A 5,752-nucleotide genomic window follows, 5' to 3' on the forward strand; every position below is an offset into this window, starting at 1 on the left:
GCGCCAGCTCGGCGGCCGCCACGGCTTCGGGCATGGGAAACACATGCGTCAGCCCGCCTTCGGGACGCGCCATCGCCGCCCCGTGCGCGGCCACCAGCTTGCCGGCCAGGCGGATGGCCGCGACTACCGTGATCTGCTGGCCCAGCACGGCGCGCATGGCCAGCTCGAAACCGTCCCAGGCGCCAGGCACGCGCAGGCCGGGCCGCGCCCGGATCAGTGCCGTCATGACGGGATCGCTGGCGAATTGCGCGGCGATGGCGACCGGATCGCTGGCCAGGTCGAAGACGCGGCGCAGGCGCGCGATGATGGCCGGCAGCGCTTGCAGCCGGGGAAAGCGCACCGTGGCCTCCAGCGCGTCGCCGCGGCCCGGACGCACCGTCACCGTGCCCTGGCGGCCGTCCAGCAGGACGGTGCGCGCATAACTGTCGTCCGTGACCTGCTCGATGCCGGGAATCGCGCGCAGCCGCAGGAAGCCCAGCATTGCGTCCCAGTCGTAGGGCGGACGGTAGCGCAGCAGCAGCTTGATCTCGCCTTCCTGCGCCGCCGACACCTCGGGCTTGCCGGAACGCCGCAGCTCCCCAGGCGCGCGCGCGAACAGGTCATGGAAGATCTCATTGAAGCGGCGGATGCTGCCAAAGCCCGAGGCGAAGGCGATCTCCGCCATCGGCAGCCGGGTTTCGTGGATCAGCTGCTTGGCCAGCAGCACGCGCCGCGTCTGCGCCACGGCCACGGGCGATGCGCCCAGGTGCTGGCGGAACTGGCGCCGTAGCTGGCGTTCGCCCACGCCCAGGCGCTGCGCCAGCACGTCCACGCCGTCTTCGTCCAATGCGCCCAGCTCGATCAGTTGCAGCGCGCGGGCCACGCTGTCGGGCAGTTCATGTCCAGGTCCCAGTTCAGGTGCGGTTTCCGGGCGGCAGCGCAGGCAGGGGTGGTAGCCGGCCTCCTGCGCCGCGGCCGCGGTGGCGTAGAACGCCACGTTCTTCGACAGCGGCGTGCGCGCCGGACAGACCGGGCGGCAATAGATGCGCGTGGTCTTCACGGCGGTGAAGAAGCGGCCGTCGTAACGGGCGTCGCGCACTTGGATGGCGCTATAGCAGGCGTCGTGGTTCAGGTCCATGGGATGATGCTAACGCCGCGACGGGTGTCGGATCTAGCGGTTTTCGGACAGTGTTGTGGATGCGGCATTCCTGTCCGAAAACCGCCAGCGCAAGGCCCGCGCCCCAGCCTATAGTGAGTTCGTCGACCACCGCCGCAGGAGCCAGTCCCATGTCCGCCCGAACCCAGGTTTTCTTTCTTGAACGCATACCCACCCCCATCGGCCTGATGCTGGTCCTGAGCGACGAGCAACAGCGCTTGCGCGCGGTGGACTGGGAAGACTACGAATCGCGCATGCACCTGCTGCTGCGCAGGCAGTACCGCAACCAGGACGTGGAACTGTGCGATGCCGCCCGCGCCTCGCCCGCGCGGCGTGCGCTGCTGGACTATTTCGACGGCGACGTGCGCGCCATCGACACGCTGGACGTGGCTACCGGCGGCACCGACTTCCAGCGCGTCGTGTGGCGGGCGCTGCGAGGCATATCGGGCGGCCAGTCGATCAGCTATGGCGCGCTGGCGAACCGCATCGAGCGTCCCGCAGCCGTGCGCGCGGTGGGCACGGCCAATGGGGCGAATCCCATAGGCATCGTCGTGCCTTGCCACCGCGTCGTGGGTGCGGACGCCTCGCTGACCGGCTATGGCGGCGGTCTGCATCGCAAGCGCTGGCTGCTGGACCATGAGCAGAGATGGCTTGGCACCTTCAACTCCAGGTAAAAGATGTTTTGAATTCCACGGCGTCCGCGGCCCGCAGGCGTCAGTACAGTGCCGACAGCCTCTCACCAGCAAGGAGCCCAGTCGGCACATGAAGACCTATCGCATCGCAACCATTCCCGGCGACGGCATCGGCAAGGAAGTGATTCCCGCCGGACAGCGCATCATGCAGGAGCTGGCCCGGGACGGCGGCCTGAGCTTCGAGTTCGAGGACTTCGACTGGGGCGGCGACTATTACCGCAAGCATGGCGTGATGATGCCGGCCGACGGCCTGGACGCGCTGCGCGGCAAGGACGCCATCCTGTTCGGTTCGGCGGGCGATCCGCACATTCCCGACCACATCACCCTGTGGGGCCTGCGGCTGAAGATCTGCCAGGGCTTCGACCAGTACGCCAACGTGCGCCCGACGCGCATCCTGCCGGGCATCGACGCGCCGCTCAAGCGCTGCGCTCCGGGCCAGCTGGACTGGGTCATCGTGCGCGAGAACTCCGAAGGCGAATACTCGGGCGTAGGCGGCCGGGTGCACCAGGGGCACCCGCTGGAAGCCGCGACCGACGTGTCCATCATGACCCGCGCAGGCGTCGAGCGCATCCTGCGCTTCGCCTTCAAGCTGGCGCAATCCCGTCCGCGCAAGCTTCTTACTGTGGTGACCAAGTCCAACGCGCAGCGCCACGCCATGGTGATGTGGGACGAGATCGCCATGGAGGTCAGCCGCGAGTTCCCGGACGTGACCTGGGACAAGGAACTGGTCGACGCCGCCACCGCCCGCATGGTGAACCGCCCCGCCACGCTGGACACCATCGTCGCCACCAACCTGCACGCCGACATCCTCAGCGACCTGGCGGCGGCGCTGGCCGGCAGCCTGGGCATCGCGCCCACCGGCAACATCGACCCTGAACGCCGCTATCCGTCCATGTTCGAACCCATCCACGGGTCGGCCTTCGACATCATGGGCAAGGGGCTGGCCAATCCGGTCGGCACGTTCTGGTCCGTGGTCATGCTGCTGGAGCACCTGGGCGAAACGCAGGCCGCCGCGCGGCTGATGCAGGCGATCGAAAGCGTGACCGCCGATCCGTCGCTGCATACGGGCGACTTGGGCGGAACCGCCACCACGGAGCAGGTCACGGCGGCGGTCTGCGCCAAGTTGGCGGCCGCGGCGAGGGCCCGGGCCGCATAGACGAAGCAGGCCCGAAGCAGGCCCGAAGCAGGCCCGAAGCAGGCCCGGGGCGCGAGATCCCAGGCCTGCCCCGGGCTCCACGAAAAGAAGCGAATTCCATTCGTACCGAGGAGACAAGCATGCACAAGAGAACGATACCCGCGCGTGTCCTGGCGCTGGCCTGCCTGGCCGGCCTGTCCTTCGCCGACGGCGCGCAGGCGCAGGGCTATCCGGTCCGGCCCGTGAACCTGGTCGTGCCGTTTCCGGCCGGTGGCACCACCGATGTGCTGGCGCGGGCGCTGGGGCAGGAGCTGGCCAAGAGCCTGGGCCAGCCGGTGGTAGTGGAGAACAAGCCGGGCGCAGGCTCGACGCTGGGGGCGGACTACGTGGCCAAGGCCGCGCCTGACGGCTACACGCTGTTGATGGGCGCCGTGCACCACACCATTGCCAGCAGCGTCTACAAGAGTCTGCACTACGACTTCCAGAAGGATTTCGCGCCAGTGACCACGGTGGCCTTGGTGCCCAACGTGCTGGTGGTCAATCCGAAGCTGCCGGCGCAGAACGTGCAGGCCCTGCTGAAGCTGGCGCAAGGCCAGCCGGGCAAGCTGACCTATGGCTCCAATGGCATGGGAACGGGACAGCATCTGATCGGCGCGCAGTTCGAAAAGGAAGGCCACGTGCAGCTGCTGCACGTCCCCTACAAGGGCAGCGGCCCCTTGACCACCGACCTGCTGGGCGGCCAGATCGACATGTCCTTCGATACCGTGACGCCGGTGCTTGCGCACATCCAGAGCGGCAAGCTGCGCGCGCTGGCCGTTACCACCAATCAGCGTTCGGCCGCGCTGCCCGACGTGCCCACCATGGAGGAGGCCGGCCTCAAGCCCTTCAACATGGGGACCTGGTTCGGCGTGCTGGCGCCCGCGGCGACGCCCGCGGACGTGGTGGCGCGCCTGAACGCCGAGATGGTCAAGATCATCCGTTCGCCCGACTTCTCGCGGCGGATGGCGGAGATCGGCGCGGTGCCGATCGGCGATACGCCCGCCGAGATGAAGGCGCGCATCGGCACGGACACCGAGAACTACGCCAAACTGGTCAAGGACGCCAAGGTCGCGATCAACTGAACTGCGCGGGTCCGCGCCGTCAGGCGCGGATCCAGCCGCGCGCGATCGGCAGTGCCAACACCTTGCGGTACAGGCTTTGCGCCACGCCCGTGACGGGCTCGCCGCAGCGGCGCCATGCCGCCGCGGTGAGTCCGGCGGCGACAGGCGCCAGCAAGAGCCCGCCCACGATGTCCAGCGGGAAGTGCACGCCCAGGTACACGCGCGACGCGCCGACCAGGATGGCCGCGGCCAGCGCCAGCCAGCCCCAGCCCGCCCAGCGCCGATCCTGGATCAGCGTGAACGCCAGCGTAGCGATGATGATGGTGTGATTGCTGGGGAACGAGGAGGTCGCCGCGTGCGGAAAGAACGCATGCCCCAGGCCCATGACGAAGGGCCGGGCATGCGGCCACAGCGCGCCGCACAGATAGCTGGCGAACAGCGCCGCGGCAATACTGGCCAGCGCCTTCAGCGCCAGATCGCGTTGCAGCCGGCCGCCCCATAGCCACAGGGCGGCCAGGACGGCAGGCACCAGCAGGATCAGCCGATTCGCTACCAGCATGGCGGCGTGGATCTGCCAGACCGGGGTGGCCGGATCGGCGTTGATCAAAAGAAAAAGGGACTGGTTGAGGCCTTCAAGGGAATTCATGACTTGTCATTGCGGCGTAATGAAACGATTGCCGCGATGGTAATGACCCCAGCCGTCAGTCCGCTTACAAAAGCCGCCGGACGGCGTCCTTTTACTTCTGGATGCGTTTGCCCTGCGCGTCGATCACGGCTTCGCCATCTTCCTTGGTGAACGCGCCTTGCTGCGCAGCCGGCAGCAGATCCAGCACCAGTTCAGAGGGACGGCACAGGCGCGCGCCCAGCGGCGTCGAAACAAAGGGACGGTTCAGCAGGATGGGGTGCTGCTCGATCGCATCCAGCAGCGCGTCGTCAGAGAGGGACGCGTCGTCCAGGCCCAGTTCCTGGTAAGGCGTGCCCTTCTCGCGCAGGGCCTCGCGCACGCTGACGCCGGCCTTCTTGAACAGCGCCTTCAGGGCGGCGCGCGAGGGCGGCGTTTCCAGGTACAGCACGACTTCGGGTTCGATGCCGGCGTTGCGGATCATGGCCAGGGTGTTGCGCGAAGTGCCGCACTTGGGGTTGTGGTAAATGGTTACGTCGGACATGGAAGCTCCTCTTTCCGGTGTGTCGTCATGCGTCATGCAAGGCTGTGAGCATAGTGCATCGGCGCCGGTGCTTCAGGCCCGCAATTTCTTGCCCAGCCGCCGCCAGCCTATCACCGCGCCGGTCAGGCTGAGCGCCGCGCCGCCCAGGCTCAGGAATACCAGCAGGGCGTCCCACAGCGGGCGCCGCGACAACAGGCCGGTCCAGTCCCAGCTGTGCAGGAAAGCGAACAGCCAGCGGCTGGCGCGCGAGCCGCTGTCCTGCCGGCTGACGATCTGTCCCGTGCGCGGGTCCAGATAGACCCAGGTCGCCTGGGGATCGTCATAGGTCAGCCGCCATATGGGCAGCGGCTTGTCGACATGGCCCAGCATCGCGTGCTCATCGCGGGCGTAGTAATAGAAGTCGTAGGCGTCCAGCGTTTCCACGCTGGCGAGCTGGGCGCCGGGAACCAGCCGGGCGGCGGCGGCGCGCAGCGCCGCCGGGTCGAACGCATGAGGCTGCGCATCGCCGGCCGACAGCACCAGCG

Annotated in this window: 6 protein-coding genes and 1 pseudogene; 3 read left to right on the top strand and 4 right to left on the bottom strand. The window is 68.0% G+C overall.

Annotated features, from left to right (window positions below; translation table 11 throughout):
• The coding region (locus tag WBB14_RS12575) for a bifunctional transcriptional activator/DNA repair enzyme AdaA (protein WP_424240115.1) at nt 1–1,117 on the bottom strand (1,117 nt) is incomplete at its 3' end.
• A 149-nt stretch (nt 1,118–1,266) separates the two neighbouring features.
• Here WBB14_RS12575 and ogt point away from each other — a divergent pair.
• The 3 genes from ogt to WBB14_RS12590 all read left to right on the top strand — a co-directional run bounded on the left by ogt (nt 1,267) and on the right by WBB14_RS12590 (nt 4,083).
• The gene (gene ogt / locus WBB14_RS12580) at nt 1,267–1,809 is read left to right on the top strand and encodes a methylated-DNA--[protein]-cysteine S-methyltransferase (protein ID WP_424240116.1); all 543 of its coding nucleotides are present in this window, start codon (nt 1,267–1,269) and stop codon (nt 1,807–1,809) included.
• A gap of 88 nt (nt 1,810–1,897) precedes the next feature.
• On the top strand, nt 1,898–2,983 hold the full coding sequence (locus tag WBB14_RS12585) for a tartrate dehydrogenase (protein ID WP_424240117.1): 1,086 nt from the start codon (nt 1,898–1,900) through the stop codon (nt 2,981–2,983).
• 119 nt (nt 2,984–3,102) lie between these two features.
• Nucleotides 3,103–4,083, top strand: coding sequence for a Bug family tripartite tricarboxylate transporter substrate binding protein (locus tag WBB14_RS12590; RefSeq protein ID WP_424240118.1), 981 nt, complete (start codon nt 3,103–3,105; stop codon nt 4,081–4,083).
• A 19-nt stretch (nt 4,084–4,102) separates the two neighbouring features.
• Here WBB14_RS12590 and WBB14_RS12595 read toward each other — a convergent pair whose 3' ends face one another.
• The 3 genes and pseudogenes from WBB14_RS12595 to WBB14_RS12605 form a co-directional block, all read right to left on the bottom strand.
• Nucleotides 4,103–4,708 (bottom strand): phosphatase PAP2 family protein, encoded by a 606-nt coding sequence (locus WBB14_RS12595; protein WP_424240119.1) that lies wholly within the window; start codon nt 4,706–4,708, stop codon nt 4,103–4,105.
• Between the two features lie 91 nt (nt 4,709–4,799).
• A complete protein-coding gene (gene arsC, locus WBB14_RS12600; RefSeq protein WP_424240120.1) occupies nt 4,800–5,228 on the bottom strand; it encodes an arsenate reductase (glutaredoxin) in 429 nt (142 codons plus the stop codon).
• 72 nt (nt 5,229–5,300) lie between these two features.
• A pseudogene (locus WBB14_RS12605) lies at nt 5,301–5,752 on the bottom strand (PepSY domain-containing protein); the annotation flags it as partial.

Source organism: Achromobacter sp., from assembly GCF_049647645.1.
Taxonomy (GTDB): domain Bacteria; phylum Pseudomonadota; class Gammaproteobacteria; order Burkholderiales; family Burkholderiaceae_B; genus Achromobacter.